The 21,958-nt window shown below is 36.4% G+C and carries 12 protein-coding genes; 5 read left to right on the forward strand and 7 right to left on the reverse strand.

Features of this window, described 5'->3' with window-relative positions; all coding sequences use genetic code 11:
• Positions 1 to 22 precede the first annotated feature (22 nt).
• Positions 23 to 1,651 carry a hypothetical protein gene (locus tag KYH19_RS06765; protein WP_219078082.1) on the forward strand — a complete coding sequence of 543 codons (1,629 nt, stop codon included), beginning with the start codon at positions 23 to 25 and terminating at the stop codon, positions 1,649 to 1,651.
• Between the two features lie 1,388 nt (positions 1,652 to 3,039).
• Here KYH19_RS06765 and KYH19_RS06775 read toward each other — a convergent pair.
• The 4 genes from KYH19_RS06775 to KYH19_RS06790 form a co-directional block, all read right to left on the reverse strand.
• Positions 3,040 to 5,802 carry an outer membrane beta-barrel family protein gene (locus tag KYH19_RS06775; RefSeq protein WP_219078083.1) on the reverse strand — a complete coding sequence of 921 codons (2,763 nt, stop codon included), beginning with the start codon at positions 5,800 to 5,802 and terminating at the stop codon, positions 3,040 to 3,042.
• A 161-nt stretch (positions 5,803 to 5,963) separates the two neighbouring features.
• Entirely contained in the window at positions 5,964 to 6,953 is a 990-nt protein-coding gene (locus tag KYH19_RS06780) for a FecR family protein (protein ID WP_219078084.1), read from the reverse strand.
• 84 nt (positions 6,954 to 7,037) lie between these two features.
• A complete protein-coding gene (locus KYH19_RS06785) occupies positions 7,038 to 7,625 on the reverse strand; it encodes an RNA polymerase sigma-70 factor (RefSeq protein ID WP_219078085.1) in 588 nt (195 codons plus the stop codon).
• A gap of 226 nt (positions 7,626 to 7,851) precedes the next feature.
• Entirely contained in the window at positions 7,852 to 8,310 is a 459-nt protein-coding gene (locus KYH19_RS06790) for a MaoC family dehydratase (RefSeq protein ID WP_121283284.1), read from the reverse strand.
• Between the two features lie 376 nt (positions 8,311 to 8,686).
• Here KYH19_RS06790 and KYH19_RS06795 point away from each other — a divergent pair, with 376 nt between their 5' ends.
• The 4 genes from KYH19_RS06795 to KYH19_RS06810 all read left to right on the forward strand — a co-directional run bounded on the left by KYH19_RS06795 (position 8,687) and on the right by KYH19_RS06810 (position 15,081).
• Positions 8,687 to 11,077, forward strand: a complete 2,391-nt coding sequence (locus KYH19_RS06795; protein WP_219078086.1) for an ABC transporter permease — start codon at positions 8,687 to 8,689, stop codon at positions 11,075 to 11,077.
• A 500-nt stretch (positions 11,078 to 11,577) separates the two neighbouring features.
• Positions 11,578 to 14,034, forward strand: coding sequence for a TonB-dependent receptor domain-containing protein (locus KYH19_RS06800; RefSeq protein ID WP_219078087.1), 2,457 nt, complete (start codon positions 11,578 to 11,580; stop codon positions 14,032 to 14,034).
• A gap of 269 nt (positions 14,035 to 14,303) precedes the next feature.
• Positions 14,304 to 14,744 carry a PaaI family thioesterase gene (locus KYH19_RS06805; RefSeq protein ID WP_193424466.1) on the forward strand — a complete coding sequence of 147 codons (441 nt, stop codon included), beginning with the start codon at positions 14,304 to 14,306 and terminating at the stop codon, positions 14,742 to 14,744.
• Between the two features lie 163 nt (positions 14,745 to 14,907).
• Entirely contained in the window at positions 14,908 to 15,081 is a 174-nt protein-coding gene (locus tag KYH19_RS06810; RefSeq protein ID WP_165902604.1) for a hypothetical protein, read from the forward strand.
• Positions 15,082 to 15,156: 75 nt separating this feature from the next.
• On the opposite strand, the gene KYH19_RS06815 is transcribed toward KYH19_RS06810, so the two are convergent.
• The 3 genes from KYH19_RS06815 to yidC all read right to left on the reverse strand — a co-directional run bounded on the left by KYH19_RS06815 (position 15,157) and on the right by yidC (position 21,942).
• Positions 15,157 to 16,437 (reverse strand): nucleoside recognition domain-containing protein, encoded by a 1,281-nt coding sequence (locus KYH19_RS06815; RefSeq protein WP_219078088.1) that lies wholly within the window; start codon positions 16,435 to 16,437, stop codon positions 15,157 to 15,159.
• Positions 16,438 to 16,871: 434 nt separating this feature from the next.
• Positions 16,872 to 19,730, reverse strand: coding sequence for a S9 family peptidase (locus KYH19_RS06820; RefSeq protein ID WP_219078089.1), 2,859 nt, complete (start codon positions 19,728 to 19,730; stop codon positions 16,872 to 16,874).
• 418 nt (positions 19,731 to 20,148) lie between these two features.
• Positions 20,149 to 21,942, reverse strand: coding sequence for a membrane protein insertase YidC (gene yidC, locus KYH19_RS06825; protein WP_219078090.1), 1,794 nt, complete (start codon positions 21,940 to 21,942; stop codon positions 20,149 to 20,151).
• Positions 21,943 to 21,958 lie beyond the last annotated feature (16 nt).

Below are 21,958 nucleotides of genomic sequence, written 5' to 3' on the forward strand. Positions count from 1 at the left end.
ACTTTAACACAAACTTACAGCGATGAAAAATGCCAGCTTTATTTTATTTTTAATACTGATTTCTAGAATTTCTTATAGCCAAATACCTTCCGACAACCCTTATACCACGAGGTTTAAAATTTCACAGCACTGGACCAACCAGTTAAAATGGGGAAATGTGACTGATGCTTCCCAAATACAGGGATTAATAGATCAGAATCGGCACGTTAATCTAACGTGCTTAGAGGAGATTATGATTAATCTTTCTACTAAAGGAGGAGGCGTCTTATATTTTCCTGAAGGTGATTACTATTTTGACGAAAATCTGGTATTATATACTGGCGTAATTGTAAGAGGGGCCACACCTAAACATATGAAGGATGCAAAGGATCCAGGGTACAGACCTGCTACCAGGTTTATATTTCCACAATTCACCCCGGTTTTTTCAGGACCTGCGCCAGAGTCCTCAGCGTTTAAGGAGATAAGATGTGATAATGCAAAAACCAAAAATATTGGGGTGGTTAACATAGATATTAATCGCGTCGCTATTAACTTTACTAACTACTTTAGAGACAATATTATAGTTTTTGGTGTGAGATCCAACAACGCAGTAACGCTTGAGAATTTAAAATGGGTTGATGAAGTTAAGGACGCTTGGCAGATTTATCCCAAGCCAGATGATGCAAATATCATGTTGAAAGCGAAACAATATGCAGTAGTGTCAAATTGCCGGTTAAACGATTCCATTACTGATGATTTTAACATGCCAAATTATTCTACAAATGATGGAGAAATATTTACAAAAGATACTGTCAGGTTTCAATATGGCCTGCACCAAGGCATCAAGTTTCAAGAGTCTACACCAGATACTCCACACTTTGAGATCTCTGATAATTATGTACGGTCAGGTGTGAAAAAGAAAATAGATTGCGGATCTAATGTGGTTCAAACAAATAATCAGTTGGAGGATATGGAAGTACAAAATTTGATCGAACCAAACGGCGGTTATTCTATTGAGAAACAAAAACGTGTGGCAGATTCCTTTAAGGATAGTGTTTATATTAAAAATAAAGATTCATTATTTTATTACTTGCTGAAGCCACAGAATTATAATCCACGTAAAAAATATCGATTATTTGTATTTTATCCGGGTAAGTCAGACACCGGGCGAGTTGCACTTGTGCATTTTGTTAACATATTTGTAGATAAACCAGATCAGCCATATTTTGTGCTCGTACCAAAGCCTATCAAAACTAAGTCGAACATTCTCAAGGCGCATTATAACATGATGGCCACTGTTGAGTTTGCCAATAAAATAAAAAAACAATATCGTATCGAAAAGAAGGATATGTATGTTGCAGGGTTATCAAGTGGAGGATCAATGGTTTGGGAGACTATTTTAACTTATCCAAAATTATTCAATACAGCTATTTTGATGAGCTCAATAAGACCTTTGTCTTCAGTTGATCTGCAAACGCTTAAAAACATCTCATTTATTATGAGTGTAAGCAAAGATGACCCCTATGTTCCGCTTGTTGCTGTTCAGTTAATAAAGTCGCAAATGGAGCAACAAGGTACTTCTGTTAGCTCTTACGAATACAACAACACCGGGCATTTTAGCTGGATATCTTTGAGTAATGATAAAGAATTTCTCAAAAGACTTTTTAATTAATGGAACTAGGTTTCAGAATTATAGGGGAATGTTTTCTATGCTTGATAATCTGAATATGTTTTTTATAATTCCTGGGAAAATTAACCTCTTTATCATAGTTAATGGTCGATCGCATGAAAATCTAGAACGATGGTTGGGCAAACCACAATAAACTTAATTGCAAACATGGAGCATCTTGGAAAAAACGTGGAATTTGGTATAGTTTGGAAAACCGAACACTAGAATGGAAAGACGAGGTCAATTCGATTCTAAATAGATTTGTGAATGATACTCCCGGCGCATTTATAAAATAAAAATATTATTCCGTTACCTGCATTATCGAGGTGTTGAGGAAAATTTAGGTAAAAAAGGGCTGCTGAACTTCTCAGTGAATTAAATTCTTCCTAATATCGAAGGTTTAATATTTTACACGGTAAAAAAAGTCATCGAATAAAATGGTGTAAATAAAGAGAAAGTGATTTTCAAATACTAAACAAAAAAATGCGATTTTGTGATGGTCACTGGCGATGATAATAAGGATGAGGATATGTTCAGATTATTGCCATAAGAAGATATTTCTATGAAAGTTGTCCGTGATAACTCATTCGCACATTTTAGTTGGAAGACTTTGCAGAAGTCCGAGGATTTTTTCGCGCACTTTTAGACACCAAACTAAGAGAGTTTCTGCCAATTCAATTAAAAAATAATGTATACATACATAAGTATATGCCTCAAGTCCTTTATTATGCCTTTAATTAAATCTGCTGTTTTTTTAACAGTATAGTATGAGGTCGTTATATCTTTCACTGTATTCAGGGTTATTACTTTTTAAATGCACTTTAGTGATCCAGTTCTTTGGATCCTTGCGATGTTTTCTACATGTTGCAAACAGTCAATAGGCAATTTTGGCGTCTTTCATTATGCGGTGTTCCGACGAATAGTTGGTTTCACTTTCCCATGCCTACAAGGCCTAATTCATTGTAAATACTTTTATTTTCAGGATGTAATGAACCATAAAGGCAATGTATGTTGCCAAAATTTCATAACATAGCCGATTGCCTTACCAACTAGAATTAGGAGCAATACTTCCATCGTTTCAATGAAAATTGAATGCTGTACCATTATAGGTATGAGAGTTCCCTGATCCACCAATCATCGTTCAATTATTGAGCGAAGAAACAATGATCAAGCTTAGTAACATGTGAATAAAACTAATTATTACACTTTCACAGTGCTAATAATCGGATGAACAAATTGTTGAAAAAGCAGGTATTTATCACTTCAAAAGCAATGGTAAATACCTGAATTACTATGTTCTTTTTTAAGAATCATTTTTTTTAAGGATGAAATTATCTGCGTAAGACGCCTAAAGTTAACACGATCTAACTAACCTATAGCTTGACCCAACGTTATTTTAAATAATCATCATTATTTATACCTCTTTTATTTTTCTTAATGGTCGATTTAAGCCCTCCAAACTTATAGTTTACACTGAAATTGAATCTACGAAAATTGTTTCTAGAATTGTAATCTGAGGTAAAATCAGGAGTAGTAAACCTAGTATACCAGTTTCTGTACTTTTCAAATGGATTACTAACGGAGGCCGATATGGAAAGACTTTTATTGAAAAACTGCTTATTTAAACTAAGTGAAGAATTGTATGAGGACCTTGATTTTCCCTGTAAATATATTTCGGGGCTATTTGTTCCGAAATCTAAAGAAGTACGGAAGTTATATTTTTCTAAAAAATGAGAAAACGAAACATTTGTATTTCCTTTAAATCCTTGATTAGAAGCAAATTGTCCGTTTGAAGTGCCGGTAAGCCATAAATATGATATTCTGCCATTAGCGTTGACTGTAAAACCTTTTGCTATGGTATAGCTGAAATTTAAATTAAAACCGAGATCATCATTCTTTCCTATATTTTGATAGGTATATCTGGTAACAGAATCTTTGCCTAAAGCAGCAACTTGCTGTACCGAGTTATTAGCAAAGAGATAATTAACTGAAATGTTTAGAGATCCCTTTTTAAAATTACTGTAAGTTAACTCAAAATTATGGTTTAAAACCGGTAGCAAGTCAGGGTTTCCAGCTTCCCAGTATAATGTGTTAGATTTATTTTCAAATGGATTGAGCTGCATTATACCTGGTCGTTGAATTCGTTGGGTATATCCCAGTGTTAAATTGTTTTGATTTTCAAAAATCCTTTGAAAAACTATCGTTGGAATAAGATTGCTATAGGTACGGTCTACCTTCGAACCAACGGTTATAAAATCAGCATTAATTGTTGTAACTTCTAGGCGCACCCCTGCTTTAATGCCCCATTTCTTAAACTTTAAATGGTATGTATTATAAAATCCATAAATATTATTTAAGTATTTAAATGAGTTAACGGTATTGTTAGAGACCTCATCTCCACTTCCGGGCACAAAACTTTTGTAGGTAAAATCACTATAATTATCCCTTAATATAGCTTTTGCCCCTCCCTCAATGTTCAAAGATTTTAAGGGATGTACATAGTCCAATTGGATAGTCTGCTCTTTTGCTCCCGAGTTATTAAATTGTCCCCTATCATTGTTGGGATAATTAAAACGTTGAGTTGCAATGTTAGTATTGTTTTCAGTATAATCGGATTCGTTATATTTGTAAGACGCTGTTAAAAGTTGGTCTTTCTTGTTAGGAAACCCTAATTGATAATTTATCCCGAAATCATTGCCTTTTCTATTATCTTTTCCTGAATAATCAATATGATAAGATTGTTCAATAATACTTTGGCTATTCATTAAATTAAAAAACTGATCGCTTTTTTGGTTGTTTTTACTATTGTTTAAGCCCATAGTACCTGTTATTAAATTCAATGAGTCAATTTCGTAGCTAATTTCTACATTCCCATATAATGCATTTCTGGAGTTGATCATTTGTCCCTGTTCGGTAGAAAGTGTATTAATGAACGACGTACCCAATTGCGAATTTTTGAAAGTTGATGCAGGGTTATCTTGCCAATTGCTTCCAAAAAAGCCATTAATTCCGATCTTATTGGTTTTTAAGGTAAGCGAACTATTTAGTCCTCTTTGATTTAAAGTATTATAATACGCACCCACAGAAGCGTTGTAACCCTGTTCTATTTTTTTGTTTGTGATGATATTTATTATTCCTGCTATGCCTTCTGCATCATATTTCGAAGGAGGATTAGTAATTACCTCAATACTCTGAATGGTATTTGCAGGCATACTTCTAAAAACATCTGATGGGTTGTTTGCTATTAGTGAGGATGGGCGCCCATTAATTAAAATCCTGAAATTACTGTTGCCTTTTACTTCTATTTTATCATCACCGGTTATTGATACCAGCGGAACTTTTCTTAATAATTCCAACGCGCTTAGAATATCCTTTTCCGGGTCTGACTGTACATTATAGGTCAAACGGTCAATTTCCTGTTTAATAAGTGGTTTAGATGCTGTTACAACAACGTCTCTTAGTATGGTAGAAGACGAAGTGAGCACAATATCGGGTAATTGGATCACTTTAGCATCGGACAATGTAATCGCAACTGATAGGCTATCCATCCCCATGGCGGAAATTTTGACTAAATAATCTCCTTTTTTGTTGGCTGTAAATTTAAAATTCCCACTTGTATCTGTTTGGATAGTTTGGATTGATTTATTGATATCCACCTGAATTAAACTTACGGTTGCATATGGTATGGAATGTTGGTTAATGCTGACAACACGGCCATTTATTAAATATTCTGTTTGTAGATTGTTTTTTTCCAGCAAAATATTGCCATCGATCTGTCTAAACGAAAAAAATGTATTTCGTAATAATTCGTTAAGGGTTTCTTGAACTGTTCTTACACGAACAGGTAAACTAAGACTTTTGATCACTTTAACATCTGCTTTGCGATAAAAAAAACGAAGACTTGTTTGCTGTTCTATTTTTTCAAGGCCAGTTGTCAAACTTTCATACTGTAAACCAATAGTTACTTTTTCGGTGGCCATATCCTGGCCTTTACTTGAATTGGCGTGTAGTACGCCAACTGTTGTTGATAATAAAATAATTACTATTCCACTTACACGCATCAATTGACAGATTAACAATGAATTTAACAGTTTATTGCCGGTCAAAAAGGCACTTAAGCCTACCAGCTTCTGCTTTTTTGCAGAAATATTCATACTTTTATATGTTTTAAGTGATTACCAAATGATTTAAAACCCCGTTTCTGGGACACCTGTAAGCCGATAGCCGTCGGCTTGCAGGATCTATTTTGATACTATACTGCCTGGAGTACAAGTATGCCTTAGCTTGCTATTCTTTTTGCTTTTTCATCTTTTTACTAGTTACATCCTGCCCCATCGATCATAATACTTTTATCTGATTTTGTCTGATAGGTTGCATTGTTAAAAGCGCAGATTACCTTTAATATTTTCTCTAATTTTTCACCTTTCAGGGCAGTGCCTGTAAAGCGACAGTTTTTTATCTTATCATTACTAAAATTGATTTTTATCCTAAAACGTTGCTCTAGCTCCAAAGCTGCCTCTGCAAAGGTGATGTCTTCAAAATGCAGTTCCCTTTTCTGCCATGATATAGCCTGTTTGATATCCACTACAGTCCTAGTAGACTTATTATCCAATAAATTAAGACTGATTTGTTGCCTTGGAGTAATGATACCTAACTGCTTTTTTCCATTAGCAACGCTGACTCTTCCCCGAGTTACTGTGACCAGAATGGTATGTTTGATTTTATCTTCTTTAATATCAAAAGCTGTTCCCAAAACCGTGGTAATTACTTTTCCTGTATGGATAATAAAGGGCTTTTTTTCATCATGGTGAATATCGAAAAAAGCCTCCCCGGAAAGATAAACCTCTCTTACATTACCAGTAAATTGCTTAGGATACCTTAATTGAGAATTCCCGTTAATCCAAATAAAACTGCCATCTGCAAGTGTGATCTTCTTTTGTTGGTTTGTAGGTACTTCAAGGATGGTTAACTGTGTCGGAAGCAAGTGATATTGTAGTATAGGCCATTCAAGATACAGCATAAGGCCTATAAAAAATATTGCCGCAACTGCGGCTACACTCCGCCATATAGACCTTTGATGTGATATCACAGCTATTTTGGGTTCATTGGCCTCGATACTATGCTTTATTTTAGTAAAGACGACATTCTCTAACCACTGGTCTTTCTGCCCCTGGTTATAATGTTGCCATTGCGAATGAGGATTATCGTTTTCCTGCAACCAGTTTTCTATTAACTCATTTTCTTCCTGAGAAGTCTCGTTCTTCAGGTAGCGATCCAACAAGGCTTCCATAATATTCCAATCCATCTTTTACAGCATTTTAACAGTAGTCGTATGAAATGCCAATTAGTACTATAATAAAATGAAATATTTTTTAATCAAGAGGTAATGTCAATAAAACAGCCACCAAAGTAAAAAAAAATAAGTAGAGCTTGTTGTTAATGATTTCCTCAGATGCTTCAATGCAATGGATAGTTGGTTTTTTACTGTCTGCTCAGATAGAATCAGTTTTTTTGCGATTTCTGAGATACTAAGATTTTCTTCACGGCTCATGTGATAGATTTCTTTTACTTTTGGGGACAGTTCATTCAACGAGTTATTGATAGTTTGTTGAAGTTCTTTAGCTGCCATTTGTTCCTCCGTATTCGGATCATATGAATTTGCTAGTGATTGCAGCATTACCGAATATTCTTCACGGATAATATTCCAACGTATTTTATCGATGATTCGGCGACGGGCAATAGTAAATAAGTAAGTTTTTAAATTGGAAGTAATGTGTAATTGTTTCCTGTCTTCCCAAAATTTAACGAAAAGGTCGTGAATAATATCTTGTGCATCTTCTAGATTAAATAATTTTGATGCTGTAAAATCTGCGAGGCTTCTTGCATAACGTTTATAAATTTCAGCAAAGGCGGTCTGATCATCAGCTTTTAAAAGTTGAATCAAATCAAAATCGGTCAATTTTTTTGGCACAGGCATAGGTAGCGCTTCAAATATAAGTTTTATTGAATATATGAAGATTATTCATGCGAATCCGGCGTGAGAATATGTATTGATGATTTTATTCCGATGATATCTCGACGCTTGCCGCGGGCAGGAAATAAGGTCCATTCTATGTCATTAAAATGTCGCTAGCTAAAACCAGTTTGCCCAACATTAATTCCCCGGGCATGAACGAAATTAAATTGCCTGAATTAGATGATTCTTATATAAAATGATATAAAAATACCACGTCACCCACATATGCTGGTTTTGGCTGGTCTTTAATTACAAGAGTAGCCTGAATGGTAACTTTAGTTATTCCTCTCAAATTACTGATAGAAATTAATTTAGCTTTTAACTGCACTTCGCTATCCACTAAAACGGCCTGGCCAAATTTAAAGCGTTCAATGCCATAATTAATTTCCATTTTAATATTACGTACATCTGCAATCTGCTTCCATAAATAAGGAATTAACGACAAGGTTAAATATCCATGCGCAATTGTTGCCTTAAAAGGCCCCTCATTTTTAGCTTTCTCCGGATCGGTGTGTATCCATTGATGATCCAGGGTTGCATCAGCAAATTTATTGATCTGTGCCTGGTCTATAGTATGCCATTGTGAAACACCCAGTTCTTTACCCAGATGCGATTCATACTCTTCAAAATTATTGATCACCAACATATATTTTGTTTATAGGATTAGTACTGTTTACAACTCCCTTAGGGATAACAATCCTTCAGGTATTATAAGTTTCATTCACTCTTTTGCATCCAATTATAATCATAATAACCGTGTTTATGACGATATACGGATAAAAATTTTGAAAGGATTTTCCTGCCGATTTTAATAGAGTCAGTGCATGTTGTTTGTAATCAGTTAGATATAGGTTATAAGGCGATTTTGAGAATTTATATATTGTTAGTGAAATTTACTGTCCGCTTGCGTACAGTATTGTTCGTTTCTGAACAGTAATTGTATTTTATTCGCCTTTTCCCCGTTTTAAACCGCATATTTATATTTGGCATAAGAATGGAGTTGTTTGCCGAAATTTAACTCTATGTTCAAATTAAACTTGAAAATTGCTTTTAGAAATCTGATTAAAAACAGATCATATACCTTGATTAACATACTTGGTCTGTCTATTGGGATGACAAGTTGCATTTTGATCTTCATATTTATCAGGTTTCAATTGAGTTATGATACACACTTTAAAAATTCAGATCGGATATATAGGTTTGTAACCGATTGGAAATACAATAATTTTGATGATTATTCTGCAGGTGTAGCCATACCGTTTGCTCCGGCTGCTAAACAAGAGTTAGAAGGAATAGAGAAAATTGCAAGAATTTCGCGCAATAGCGGTGTGGTAATGGTTAAGAATAATGATGGCACTGAACGCTTTAAAGCCGTTCGTGAGGTATACTTTACTGAATCCGATCTGTTTGATATATTAGCGGTAAAATGGCTTTTTGGTCAGGCCGGACAATCGCTTTCCCGGCCTAATACTGTAGTGCTATCCGAAAAAACTGCCAGAACACTTTTTGGTTCTGCCCAGCTTGCTATTGGTAAAAGTTTTACTTTCTGGAATTCTATCCCACTAACTGTTGTCGGTGTATTTGCTGATCTACCCGAAAGTACCAGTGTTCCAATGGATATTATGATCAGTTTTCCAACTTTTTCCGGAAGTAAAAACCAGGATTGGGATTCGGTAAATTCATATGATGAGTGTTTTGTGCTCCTGAAAAAAGGCGCTTCTATGCCATTATTAGAACAGTCGTTAGAAAGGTTAAATAATAAATATTTAAAACAGAAAAAATTACCAGGCAATCAAAAGAGTCGCTTACAGCCTTTAGCTGATGTGCATTTTAGTGAACGTTACAATAATTTTGCTGGTACCGCTATTACGAAAAAAGAAGTGTATAGTTTGGCCATTATCGGACTCTTTTTAATGGTCACAGCATGTATCAACTTTATTAATCTGGCCACCGCTCAGTCAGTAAACCGTTCGAAAGAGGTAGGCGTACGCAAAGTGATGGGAGCAATGCGTAAGCAGCTTGTGCTTCAATTTTTAGTGGAAACTGCTGCAATTGCTACTGTTTCTATGCTTTTGGCTTGTATATTTTCAGAGTTATTATTACCTCAGTTGGCCAGCCTTTTTAAAGGGCAGATCAATCTTTCTCTTTTTGCAAGCCCTATAATTCTTGTTTTTCTGTTTTTTATGGTGCTAACTGTAAGCTTTCTTGCAGGATTTTATCCGGCAATGATTATTTCAGGTTTTAGTCCTGCTTTAGCCATTAAGAATAAAGTGCGCATCAAGTCAGGGAATTTTAACCTTCGCATGGTGCTGATTGTGATGCAGTTCACCATTACTATTGTGCTGATAATTGCTACGGTTGTAGTAGTGAGGCAAATGCAATATGTAAGGGAAAAACCCCTTGGTTTTAAAAAGGATGCGATTGTACTAATCAATTTTCCCGGAGATAGTGCCAGCCTAACCAAACAGCAAATGTTCAGAGAAAAACTGTTGCACATACCTGGTGTGGAAATGCAGAGTTATTTTATACGGCCACCACTTTCGGGTATGATGAATACTACCAATTTTTATGTAGATGGCCGCGAGAATAAAGACTTTGAAGTGCGGCTTTCTATAAGCGATGAACACTATTTTGATCTGTTTGGACTTCAGTTTGTGGCAGGTAAGGTTTACGGGAAAAGTGATACGGCAAATGCTTATATCGCCAACGAGACCTTTGTCAAAAAAATAGGAATTTCGAATGCTCAGCTAGCGCTGGGAAAAGTAATTTCGCAAAATGGAAGAACAGGGCCAATTGTTGGGGTAGTAAAAGATTTTAATGATCAGTCGCTTCAGGAGAAAATTTCGCCTATGGTTTTCTATCAGGAGAAAAAGCACTATTATAATATGGCTGTCAAGCTTAATCGTAAACAGCTTATTGAAGCGATGAGAAACATCGAAACCATGTGGAAAAGCAGTTTTCCAAATGAGGTGTATTCAGCAAAATTTATTGATGACGATATTAACGGATATTATGAGTCGGAACGGATTACGGGCCTTTTATTTAAGATTTTTGCCGTTGTAATTATGTTTATTTCTTTTATCGGCCTTTTTGGATTAATATCTTTTGTTGCCACACAACGTACACGCGAAATGGCTATCAGAAAAGTTTTAGGTGCTACCACTGTCGAACTCATAAAAATGCTCAATGGATCTTTTGTTAAAATGGTTTTTATAGCAAACCTCGTGGCTTGGCCCTTAGCTTATATTTTAGCAAATAAATGGCTATCTGGGTTTGCTTATCGCACTGCTCTCGGTTTATGGCCATTCTTATTAGCGATGATTGGATCAATGCTGTTAACAATGGTTACAGTAAGTTTTAGATCGTATCGCGCAGCTAAAGCTAACGCTGTAGATGCACTTAAATACGAATAATCTTTAAATTATTTCAATTGTATATAACCCAAAATACTCAAGTGTTTAAGCACTACCATATCTACGTGTGTTATGCTGAGTGTATTTGAAGAGCCTTTCTCTTGATTATTTCCCTTAAATGTGTCACCCTGAGCGTTAATTTTTGTATAAAAATCAATATAAATTAAATAAGAATTTAAAGGGATTAAATCACCTCAGATTATCGTCAGCAATGACGACCTTCTTAAGAGATCTGTCAATTGTAGCGGAATCTAAGGGTCCATCTCTGCGTAAATCTGCTAATCCGTTGGCGACATACGTTATAGTTTTCTGATAGATCAAAAAAAGGCCGGAAACTGTAAGCATTCCATACCACCTCTCAGCATTAAAAAAACTTTTCGCCTTACGCTAAACGCTTATCTACCTTTGTCTTAAATATCATCTAAATATTTTATTTGATATATATAAATTAAAATTTAGATTTGTCTAAAATTATATTTAGATAAATCATTTTTGCATTTATGAAATCTCCATTATTATATTGCTTCTGTTTTTTTATATCACTAAATGCCATTGCCCAAAAGGTTACAGTTAAGGGATTCGTGACATCTCAGCATGTACCTGTAGAAAACATCACTATTAAAATTTTAGGTACGAACCAATTAACAAAATCGGGTAGTTCAGGTAGCTATCAATTCAGCGGAATCGCTTCTGGAAATTGCGATCTGGTTTTTTCAGGCATCGGTTATCAGTCAAAAAGAATTAGAATAACATTAAAAGGAGATACCACTTTGGTTAATGCCGACTTATTAAGTTTAGCATCAGATCTAAACGACGTGGTAATTACGGGGGTAAACCGCGCAACACAATTACGGAAAAGTCCTGTGCCTATTGCCGTACTTTCTAAAAAAACAATGGATCAAAATGTAAATACGAACCTGATAGAAGCTATTGTTAAAGGCGTGCCTGGAATTACAGCCGTTACCACTGGCCCAAATGTTTCTAAGCCTTTTATAAGGGGATTAGGTTATAATCGTGTGTTAACATTGTATGACGGTTTAAGGCAGGAGGGGCAGCAATGGGGCGATGAACATGGAATTGAGGTAGATGAATATGGCATTACACGTGCTGAAGTTGTAAAAGGTCCGGCTAGCCTAACCTATGGTTCCGATGCATTGGCTGGAGTAATTAATATGATTCCTTATACGCCGAATTTTGAAGATGGAAAGTTGAAAGGCGATTTTACTGCAAATTACCAAAGCAATAATGGGATGATCGGATCATCGCTCGGACTGGCCTACATTAAAAAAGATTGGAAATACACCTTTAGGGCGACCGGGAAAACAGCACATAATTACCAAAATAAAATTGATGGATTGGTGTATGGTACAGCTTTTAGAGAATACAATTTATCTGCCAGTGCCAGAGTAGATAAGGCCTGGGGTTTTACTAAAACAGCCATCACCTATTATGATAATTTGATGGAAATTCCTGATGGCAGCAGAGATTCTTTATCCAGACGATTTACCAGACAGGTTTTGGATGATGGAGACGATATTAAAAACAGGCCTGTTGTGCCTGAAAGTGAATTGAATACCTATTCCATAAATCCCTTGCATCAACACATTCAACATTACCGTTTTTATAATACGAGTCAGTTTAAATTTGGAACGAGTGATTTAAATGTATTGATTGGCGGACAGCAAAGCGTAAGGAGAGAGTATAACCACCCTACATTACCAGGTCAGGCCGGGCTTTATGTGGTGTTAAACACTTTTAACTATGATCTTAAATACAATCTGCCCGATTTTGCAGGTATCGAAAGTACCATCGGGGTTAATGGTATGTACCAGGGAAACAGGAGCAAGTCCGCTACCGATTTTCCTATTCCCGATTATGATCTTTTTGATATCGGAGCTTTTTATTTCGCAAAGAAATCGATGGGCAAGGTAGATGTTTCCGGCGGAATCAGAATCGATAGAAGGAATATCAATTGGGGCGATTTTTATGTAGGTACCAATGCACAAACCGGTTTCGGCGAGCAGGTAAGCGCAAACAACCCTACGGGAAAATTGCAGTTTCCATCTTTTAATAAAAACTATTATGGCTTATCAGGAAGCCTGGGCTTAACGTATAATATTTCAGACAAACTTTTGATTAAGGCCAATATCGCGAGAGGGTATCGGGCTCCAAATATCACAGAAATCGGTTCTAATGGATTAGATCCAGGTGCGCACATTGTGTACCTGGGCAACAGGACCTTTAAACCAGAGTTTAACCTTCAGGAAGATATTGGCATTATTGCCTATTTGAGAGATGCAGATATAAGCCTGGAACTGTTTAACAACAATATTCAGAACTACATTTATCAATCGCGCTTAACCGATGCCAGCGGAAATCCGGTGGTTATTGTTCCTGGTAACTTAACCTATCAGTATCAGCAATCAAAAGCCAGATTATATGGTGCAGAAATTTCGATAAATCTACATCCTGCAAATTTAAAATGGCTAAGTTTCAATAATAGTCTCGCTTATGTAGTCGGGTTGAACCAGAACCAGGAACTGTTAGATAAACATAGTAGAGACGCGAAATATTTGCCTTTTATTCCGCCATTACAAGTGAGAACGGAGATTAAAGCAACAGCGCAAAAGCCTGTAGGTATTTTTGACAAACCTTATATTAAAATTGATGCTGCTTTTTTCGCTGATCAGGATAAATTTTATGCGCTTGATAATACTGAAAGCTTTACCTCAGGTTATACATTGATTAACGGAGGAATAGGATCAACACTAAAAACTAAAAAAGGAAAAACCTTATTCGATATTTTTCTTCAGGCCGATAATATTTTTAATATCGCCTACCAGTCAAATCTAAACAGGTTGAAGTATTTTGAATATTATAACCGCTCACCCAATGGCCGGTCAGGGATTTACAATATGGGCAGGAACCTGAGTTTTAAAGTTATAATACCAATTTAAGAATAGAGGATAAGATGGTTGATGTAAGATGGATGATGTAAGAAGGGAGATGGATGATGGATGACTATAATGTGAGCTTACCCCATTATCCATCTTACATGATTCCATCTTACATTTTTCTTTGGCGTCATTAAACCTTTTTTCTGCCAGCCGTTCCATCTTATGGACTATGGACTATGGACTATGGACTATGGACTATGGACTACGAATTATGCTCCATTTTTCCTACTTTTACCTCATCCATCTTACATGATAACATTTTACATCTAATGGAACCATCTTTAAGCGAACAGCGTTTAACTTTTTTAAGGCAATCAATTGGCAAGGTAATTACCAATTCGCCTTCAAACTTTATGAACTGGCTGGCCCCGGTTTTAATCAAAGCAGATCATGGCATATTAATTTGCCAGTATACCATCCGTAAAGAGATGACCAATCCTTATCAAATTTTGCATGGCGGTGTAACAGCAGGTATTATTGATGATTTAATTGGAGCAACTGTTTTTACGATGGGATTAAATGAACGATACACCACCGTAAATAATTATATCGATTATTTTGCTACTGCAAGCGAAGGCGACGAAGTTGTTGCAGAAACCTCGATTGTAAAAAGAGGCCGTACGATACTAAATCTGCAGTGCGAAATATTTTTACCCTCAAAAAAGCGTTTAATAGCTAAAGGCTATTCCAACATGTTAAACATAGGTTAAGTCTTTGCAGTTAGCTTAAGAATTAATTATTAATTCCTTTAAATTAACGAAACATTCTCGTTTATAATTTGTTGTAAATTAACCAAAAATATAATGAGCCATGTTAGAAAATTATTCCACCCTGCAATTCAATGTTAGAGGCAAAATTTTTAAGGGATTTTGCATGCGTATCCAAGATGATTTTCACGAAACCTATGCCGTTGTTTTAGATGGCTATCATTCTTTCTGTATCTGGTTAGATAATAAAACAGAAAAATGGTGTGCTTCGAAAAATGTAGCAATTGATCCTGATGCTATTGATGAAATCATCAATAGGATTTCCATTCCGGTTTCGTAGTTTATGCACATCTGATATAATGCTCATAAAAAAAAATCTCCATTTGGCTTTCTCAAATGGAGATTTTTTATGCTTTTATTTTAATCCAGGCCAAAAGAGGTAAGCCATGCTTATCGCAGTAATTACACCAACTAAATCGGCCAATAACATCGAACCAATTGCATAACGGGTATTTCTGATGCCAACAGCACCAAAATAAACAGCTACTACATAAAAAGTGGTATCTGATGCACCCTGAAATACCCCTGATAATCTGCTGGCAAAAGAATCTGGTCCGTTGGCAATCATGGTACTCACCATCATGCCTCTGGCCGCTCCGCCACTCAAAGGCCTGATCAAAGCCGTAGGTAGTGCATCAACGAAACGGGTATCTGCGCCTAAAAAGATGAAAGCATGTTTAATTCCGTTCATGATTACATCAAAAGTTCCGCTAGTCCTCAACATACATACGGCAACTAAAATCCCCACTAAATAGGGGATAATTTTGATGGCCGTTTCAAATCCGCCTTTTGCGCCTTCAACAAAAGAATCAAAAATGTCTATTTTCTTGTATAGCGCACCAATAACGATGAGTAAAAAGATCAGTAAAATAAGTCCACCACTTAGCAGGCCAGAGAAAGAAGTAACGCTTGCTGCATTTAAACGGCTCACATACCACACTATTGCTGCAATTACTGCTGAAATTCCTAAAACCCATGTTAAAATAGCAGGTTGTAAAAGATTGATTTTCTGCTTGAAAGAAACAATCAGCATTGCAGCCATGGTACCTACAAAGGTTACAATCATACAGGGAATAAAAATATCGGTAGGATTCTGCGCATTTTGGGTTGAGCGGATGGCAATTACACTTACAGGGATCAAACACAAACCTGCGGCGTGCAGGCATAAAAACATAATCTGCGAATTACTGGCAACATCTTTATTCGGATTCAACTCCTGCAAACTTTCCATGGCTTTAATACCGAAAGGGGTTGCTGCATTATCTAAACCTAATAAGTTTGCTGAAAAGTTCATGATCATGTGGCCCATAGAAGGGTGACCTTTTGGCACTTCAGGAAAAAGCTTTGAAAAAAACGGGCTGATCATCCTTGATAATAAACGAATACCACCTGCTTTTTCTGCAATAGCCATAAAGCCCATAAACAAAGCCAAAGTGCCTACCAACTCAATACAAAGTTTTACAGCAATGGAACAGGTTTGAATAATTCCGTCCAATTTAAGCGGATTTGCCGGATCATCGGACTTTCCGATTACCATCCAGTTAAAAATATCGCTTTGCCCAAAGAAAAAGCATTTAATACAAGCTACAACAATAGCTACAATAATAAATGCCGACCAAATCCTGCTTAATGCCATTAGGGTTGTTTTGTTTTTTTGATGCGTGAAAATAGCTTTTTTAACCCGAATTTCATAGAGGAGAGTTATGGTTGATGGTCAATGGTTAGTTGGTTGATAGCAAGTATTTTTAGACAATGTGCCTATAAACTATAAACTTCAGTTCGATTAATATTTATTCATACTGACTAATTTTAAGCTCATGAAACTAAGGCGATCGTCATGCTGAATTTATTTCAGCACCTCTCCAGCTAAATAGACCTGAAATAAATTCAGTAAGAAGGCATGAACGAAAAATGTCTGTAGTAGACCTTTAAAGGAATATTAATAACCGAAGTGAGGTTATAAGACTATCAACCATGAACTATCAAACCATTAACCAAAAAAGTCCATAGCCAATAGTACTAACTATCAAACTATGGACTAAAGACTTCAGACTCCCGACTCAGGACTAACTAAGGTTTATCATCTGTTAATTCAAAACCCCAGGTTTTTCCTTTTTCGGTAGCAGGAATTCCACTTGTCATCCAGGCCGGAGCTTTCGCACCTTTTAAATAATAGTCGAAAAATTGTTGCTCGCGGATTTGAATATCCTTACGGTTCTGGCGTTGAACCAGGTTGTGCGCTTCACCATTGTAATTTAACATCCAAACGGGTTTGCCTAAACGGCGCAGACCTGTAAACATTTCGATCCCTTGATACCAAGGCACAGCACCATCTGCATCATTAGCCATGATCACCACAGGTGTATTAACTTTCGGAAGCATAAATAGTGGAGAGTTCTCGATATATAATTCAGGTTTTTCCCAAAGTGTCGCACCGATACGGCTTTGTGTTTTCTCGTACTGGAACTGACGGTTCATACCGGTTTCCCAACGGATACCACCATAAGCCGAAGTCATATTCACCACAGGCGCGCCAGCCCAGGCTGCTGCATACATGTTATTTTGCGTAATGAGATAGGCTACCTGATAACCACCCCAGCTTTGACCCTGGATGCCGATTTTACTGCCATCAACCCAGCTATTTTTCTTCAAACTTTCTACACCTGAATTGATGAATTCAACTGCTGATTTACCTGGATGACCAGTTTCATAACTAATATCGGGTGCGAAAACTAAATATCCGTTACTCACGAAATAAGAAATGTTTAGGCGCGAAGGAGTTGGAGCCGGCGCTTGATAAGTATACAAACCATCCGTTAGTTTTTCGTAGAAATAAGCGATCATTGGATACTTCTTATTTGGATCGAAATTTTCCGGTTTGTACAAAATACCTTCGGCTTTATAGCCCTTTGATGTAGTCCACTTAACCAGTTCAGCCGTTCCCCAATTGTAGTCTTTTTGTTGAGGGTTGGTATTACTTAATTTGGTTTCCGTTTTGAAATCGGTGGTGATGTAAACATTTGGCGATTCTACATAACTGGTTTTATCGTAAATGTAGATATCAGCATCTTTTGCTTTTACCAGGTTGGAGTATTTAAATTTAGCCATTACAACCAATTCTGGTGCTTTAGCCGAACCGACACTGGTGCGGTAAAAACCATTTTCTTTTGTCAAATTGTTAAAGCCATCTAACCAGACTATTTCATTCGCTTTTACAAATTTGCTGTCTGCATTGCGTTCTAACCTGTTGTCCTGTTGTACTCTTTCGTAACGGAAGGTAATGTTGTTTGCTCTTCCAAAACCGGTAGTAATGTTTTTTGGCGCCGTTTTTCCATCTGGAGAGAACGACCAGATATCGTATTTATCGTAAATTAATACGGCCTTATCGCCTTCAGTCCAGGTGGCTAAGCCATAAGCAGATGGTAAATCGGGTACATCATTTTCTTCATTGACAAATTTTTCTGTTAATCCGGTTGTTAGTACAGTTAATTTGCCTGTCGTTATGTTATAAGTATTCCAGCTACCTGCTTTTCTATCAAAATATAAAACGTAGTTTCCGCCAGGAGAAGCCATGACATATCCGCTTAAATTATCAATAATTTTCTTTTTCTGACCGTTTTTAGTGTCAACTAAATAGTAATCTTTTGTGGTAGAACCGCTCCATTGCGATTCGATCCTACGTCCATAGTCTGTAGACGCTAAAACCACATTGGCATCGCCTTCCGCAATGATATTGGCATCCGGTAGTTTTAGATCTGTTAATGGAATTACTTTAGGATCGCTGCTGTAAACATCAATAACGGATAAATAGCTTTTTTTGCTGTCCCTGTCCGCATTTTTAAGCTGCATCGGCTGTAGATAATCGTCTTTGTAGTTCCAAACATCAACTTTGGCCACTTCGAAATCTACGATTGTAGTATCTTTTGGCTTTTTAATAGGTGAGATGCCGAAAAACAATTTCTTGCCGTCTTTACTAAAAGTTATCTTACCATCGCCATTAACCGACCATTTTGCAGGTAACCCTGGCATATCAAAATCTACCAGTATCTGCGCCGTATCAAGCGTTAAAGAGTTGTAATAAATATTGTAATCTTTTATTTCTTGTTTCTCCGGACTTTGCTCACCCACGAAAGCAACATGTTCGCTTTCCTCATCAAATGTGAAGTTTTTGAAACTTCCTTTTCCTTTAATCAGGGTTTTTAATGTGCCTTTTTCTGTATTCAGCAAGAACACGCCCTGAGGAGCCGTTTTGTCCTTTTTAGATCCACTGCAGGCAAAAACCAATTGTTTGCCGTCTTTACTGAAATAATAATCGGTAACGAATTTATAGGTTTTATCTGTGCCTGTTAAAAGGTTTTTCACTACCAGATCGGTTCCTTCTTCGGTTTTGCTTTTTCCTGCAGGTTCATCATCGGCAAAATCAGTTTCGTCATCCTTTTTCTCAGCAGGTTTTACCATTCTCTTTGCCGTATCTGGTTTTTCAGTTAAATAGGCCATTACACCAGCACCTTCTTCCGGGAATTTGAAAGATTTTACCCTTGCTACTTTTGTAACGGCACTGGTAGTGAGGTTGGCAATGCCCAACGAATCTTTTGGCAATTCGTCTGACTTTTTCTTTTTAATTTTAGCCTGACGCAAATCTTTATTTAGTGGACGGATGTTAAATGCTGCGAACTTAGAATCGTTGCTAAATTGCGAGTTCATCCCTCTTGGGATATTTATCTTTGCATTCGTTTTAATATTAGTAAGGTATAATTGTGCATCTCCTTCTTGTTGTAAGATGCTATACATAGCCCATTGACCATTATTTGATAATTGCTTTGTACCTACAGATTCCCAGGTATCATATACCGAATGATCCAAAGGTTTCTTTTGTGCGTAGGCAAAGCTGACAACGAAAAACAGAATAATAGTTAGTCTCTTTTGCATTTTTAAATTTATTAATTTGTTGGTTGAGATTTAATCTTCTAAAATTGGAATTTTTTAGCTTATTAGGAAACTTGTATACCAAATATTACAATTAAAAGGTGTTTTTGGCGAGGTTAAATGGAATTAGTCTGGAGAGTCCGAGGTCGGATGACCGAAGTTTAAGCTGTGTGGGCCAAACGCCCAAGTCATTAAGTTAAGCCATTGGCACTTGTGAAAATAATTTAACCACAGATAAAAAGGATACACACAGATATAAAAATCCGTGTGTATCTGTGTGCATCTGTGGTTAAAAACCTTAACTTAATGGTATTGGCCAAATGCCTCACGCTTAGCGCTCTTAGCTTCACGCCCTCTGCTCAAAACTAAAAACCCCCGATTACTTAAGCATTCGAGGGTTTTCATATCATTAAAGGCTAAATTACTTTTTAGCTTGTTGTTGCTGACGCATATAGTCATCTAAACGCTGTTGGAATTTAGATTTTTTCTTTTTCTCGTCAGCTGGTCTCGCTTTGTTTTGCTGAATTAAAGCATGAATTTTATCATCATCAACCATTTTACGAATTAAGAACTGCTGTCCGAAAGTCATTAAGTTGGCTAAGAAATAATAATAGTTTAATCCGGCAGGGTAGCTGTTCAATACCCCTAAGAAAATAACCGGCATAATATAACCGATGTATTTCATTTGGCCTGTTGCTCCGGAAACCTGGTTATTGAAATAAGTCATAATTAATGTAGAGATGGTCATCAATACACACATTAAACTTAAGTGATCGCCAATGAAAGGAATTTTTACGCCAAATTTGATAAACTCATCATAGGTTGATAAATCTTTCATCCATAAGAAACTCTCGCCGCGTAACTCAAACAAGTTCGGGAAAAAGAAAAAGAAGGCCATTACCAAAGGCAGCTGTAATACCATTGGCAAACATCCACCCAGAGGATTTACCCCCGCTTTCTTATATAGTTTTAAATATTCCTGTTGAACCAATGTTGGGTTATCTTCACCTACTTTAGCTTTAATTTCATCCATTTCTGGTTTCAATACACGCATTTTAGCCATTGATAGGTATGACTTGTAAGTAAGTGGTGATAAAGCAAGTTTTAACAAGATGGTTAATACCAGAATGATTAAACCGTAGTTCCAGCCAAAGCTGTTTAAGAAGTTAAATACCGGTAATACAATAAAGCGGTTAATGTATTTCAATGGCCAGTAGCCCATATCAACCTGCTGCTCTAAATCATAACCTTGTGCTTTTAGGGCAGAAAATTTGTTGGTTCCGAAATAGAATTCCATTTCATAAGCCTGGTTTGCAATATGCGCATATGGCAATTGCATATTGGCATCATAAAACTTTACCTGTCCAGGAGCTGTTGGGATTTTAACTTCTAAACTTCCTTTTTCGAAAGCTTGTTTCGAGATTAAAGAAGCTGAGAAAAAGTGTTGCTTGAAAGAGAACCATTGGATTTTACCTTTCGATAATTCTTCTTTCTCATCTTTCGAAACACTAAGGTGGTTTACATCACCATCTAAATATTTGTAATATGGTGCAGAATAACGGTGTTCACTTTCGATCGATTTTTCTTGTTGTAATAAGATAGTCGACCAATTTAAACCAATCGTATTACCTGCAATTACCTGTTGTAAGCCAACTAAATTAACATTGAAAGCTACTTTGTTGCTCGAGGCTTTTAAATCGTAAACATATTCTACGTAAGCATTGGCACCGTAGTTGGCACGCATGGTAACTGTATTACCTGTTTTTGTTGAAGTAAAATATAAATCGTTGGTATTAATTACTTTACCAGCTGCATTTAAATTTAAACCAAACTTGTTTTCGCTACCAGCAAATAAAATAAGTGGTTTACCGGTAAAGGTTTTCTGTCCTTTAACTTCAACAGATGTAATTTTACCACCTTTATTGCTTAAAGTGATCAATAAATTTTCGTTTTCCAGAACCGTATTGGCTTCAGTACCCGTTAAAGCAGTGCCAAAAGGGCCTTTTAAGGCTAAAGAGTCTACAGCCGGATTAGCAATCGCTGCAGTTTTGGTGCTATCTTTTTTTACTGGTGTAACTCCAGCTTTTTTCAAAGAATCTAAACGCTCTGTTTCTTTGGCTTTTTTCATTTCAGCCTCGTTCGGCCTCAAAAAGTAGAATGATCCTGCCAAAATGATCATAATCAGGAACAGTCCTGTAAAGGTATTTCTATCCATTATTTATGTATGTACT

It is taken from the genome of Pedobacter sp. D749 (assembly GCF_019317285.1).
Classification (GTDB): domain Bacteria; phylum Bacteroidota; class Bacteroidia; order Sphingobacteriales; family Sphingobacteriaceae; genus Pedobacter.

What these genes read in the sequence shown, in the direction of transcription:
- KYH19_RS06765 (WP_219078082.1), top strand. Translation starts at nt 23, where the DNA reads ATGAAAAATGCCAGCTTTATTTTATTTTTAATACTGATTTCTAGAATT.
- KYH19_RS06775 (WP_219078083.1), bottom strand. Translation starts at nt 5,802, where the DNA reads ATGAATATTTCTGCAAAAAAGCAGAAGCTGGTAGGCTTAAGTGCCTTT.
- KYH19_RS06780 (WP_219078084.1), bottom strand. Translation starts at nt 6,953, where the DNA reads ATGGATTGGAATATTATGGAAGCCTTGTTGGATCGCTACCTGAAGAAC.
- KYH19_RS06785 (WP_219078085.1), bottom strand. Translation starts at nt 7,625, where the DNA reads ATGCCTGTGCCAAAAAAATTGACCGATTTTGATTTGATTCAACTTTTA.
- KYH19_RS06790 (WP_121283284.1), bottom strand. Translation starts at nt 8,310, where the DNA reads ATGTTGGTGATCAATAATTTTGAAGAGTATGAATCGCATCTGGGTAAA.
- KYH19_RS06795 (WP_219078086.1), top strand. Translation starts at nt 8,687, where the DNA reads ATGTTCAAATTAAACTTGAAAATTGCTTTTAGAAATCTGATTAAAAAC.
- KYH19_RS06800 (WP_219078087.1), top strand. Translation starts at nt 11,578, where the DNA reads ATGAAATCTCCATTATTATATTGCTTCTGTTTTTTTATATCACTAAAT.
- KYH19_RS06805 (WP_193424466.1), top strand. Translation starts at nt 14,304, where the DNA reads ATGGAACCATCTTTAAGCGAACAGCGTTTAACTTTTTTAAGGCAATCA.
- KYH19_RS06810 (WP_165902604.1), top strand. Translation starts at nt 14,908, where the DNA reads ATGCGTATCCAAGATGATTTTCACGAAACCTATGCCGTTGTTTTAGAT.
- KYH19_RS06815 (WP_219078088.1), bottom strand. Translation starts at nt 16,437, where the DNA reads ATGGCATTAAGCAGGATTTGGTCGGCATTTATTATTGTAGCTATTGTT.
- KYH19_RS06820 (WP_219078089.1), bottom strand. Translation starts at nt 19,730, where the DNA reads ATGCAAAAGAGACTAACTATTATTCTGTTTTTCGTTGTCAGCTTTGCC.
- yidC (WP_219078090.1), bottom strand. Translation starts at nt 21,942, where the DNA reads ATGGATAGAAATACCTTTACAGGACTGTTCCTGATTATGATCATTTTG.